This is a genomic window from Comamonas aquatica NBRC 14918, assembly GCF_000739875.1.
GTDB classification, from domain to species: Bacteria; Pseudomonadota; Gammaproteobacteria; order Burkholderiales; family Burkholderiaceae_C; genus Comamonas; species Comamonas aquatica.
In genome coordinates, this window is record NZ_BBJR01000004.1 from 1 (window position 1) to 1,654 (window position 1,654).

A 1,654-nucleotide genomic window follows, 5' to 3' on the forward strand; every position below is an offset into this window, starting at 1 on the left:
CAACCCGCTGGCCAGCGTGGTTTGAATGCTTTCAATCACTGCGGGATGGTTGTGCCCCAAGGCCAAAGTCCCCGCGCCTGCCAAGCAGTCCAGATACTCCGTACCCTCCACGTCCGTCACCCAGCAGCCGTGGGCTTTGGCAATAGCCAGCGGCAGTTTGCGTGGATAACTACGCACATTCGACTCCATCTGGTTTTGGCGCGCCAAATAATATTCGTTGGTGGATCGAGAAGTTGTTTCTACTAGTGCAAGGGTCATATCGAGTTACCATCCATGATATGGTTTAAAAATTAAGTCTTTGATATTGATATCGTGGACTTGGCATGTTTGATCTGTCAGACGGTTTATTTATTTAAAACCGTTAAAAATTAACATAATTGATGCAAGATCAGAATTTTTCACATCGTTTCAAAGCCATCAATAAAAATTCAGGCATGAAATAAATCCTGTCATCATTATTTTTAAATAAAAAATAATGGCTGAAACGGAGTCGCATCACCATATTGATGCGACTTCGATGGATTGTTCACAGGTAGCCGCAGCCGCAATCACCGCGGGCATTCAAGGGCAGCCAAGCACACAACACGGGCACCGTGTCGCGCGCAGGCTGGCGATCTTGGAATCGTGGGGAATGTGGGGCTAGAGCGTGCACGACAGGCTTGCAGACCCTCCATGCGCGTTGCATGCGAATGCAGCCAAGGCGTTGCGCAGACATGACGCCATGCATCCCGCTATAGCAGCAATAGGATGCCAACAGGCGCTTTGGAGGGGAGTAAGCTGCAGAGGGTAAGCCGTGGGCGAATGATTTCACCTACCTCAACGGCAGGATCGCCGCAGACCCATCGTGCGCAGTCGGGGGGCGCAGTTAGCGGGAGTGCGCCAGCTTGCCTTGCAGTGGCAATAGGCGTGCAACATGGGTGCGAATGCACCACAGCATTGCTGTATTGGAAGTCACAAAGTCAATACCCAGCGTCGTGGGTGCACGAGTCTGCATAAGCAACAAGATAAATACAGCTTCCAAAAAGGATAGCTAACTACCAAAGTCAGACCTAAATTTCGCGGAATTCTACACAAATTGCCAGATTTCACTAGGGCGCGTGGTAATCCCCCCTCGCCAAACCAGTGTCTTGAGAAGTAGAGGGTTCACAAGGAGAGTCTCTAGTATGAAGAAGTGCGGAATCTAAGGCTTGGAGTCACATCGAACTGAAGAGGCCTGTTATGACAGGGTTGAATCGACAAGCTTTCGAGCGATGAGCAGGCAGCTGAAGAAGCCTTAGTTCAGTGGCGGCCCTGAGCATCAGCAGTCATTGGCATTTGTGAGCACAAGGACCTGAACCAGCCTAGAACCGTCACTCATCGGGCGGCGCTTGAGTACCGCTTCTGGCCGGTAGCTGCCAACTACCTAGTCCTGCCTACGATCGATTGGCGTCCATCGTGCTGTGATGGCGCCGTATTTGGTAGAGCAGCGCTGGCTGCTGCTGGCGTCCGTATGCCGACCTATCAGTCGCAGCCAAGGATGGGCCGAGATGCTCCCGTAGCTATCCAAGTCCAGTACCGCAAGCCTTTGGCGATCGCTGGGCATTTAAAAAACTTTCGCCTTCACATCACCGCCATGCTTCCGCGTATAAGCTGTAATGGCTGCAGCCCCAATCCT

General features: G+C 51.8%; 1 protein-coding gene. It reads right to left on the minus strand.

The genetic code is table 11. The features are described 5' to 3' along the window. Positions 1–258: aminotransferase class III-fold pyridoxal phosphate-dependent enzyme (locus CA2_RS17370; protein WP_156105927.1), on the minus strand; the 258-nt coding region annotated here is incomplete at its 3' end. Positions 259–1,654 lie beyond the last annotated feature (1,396 nt).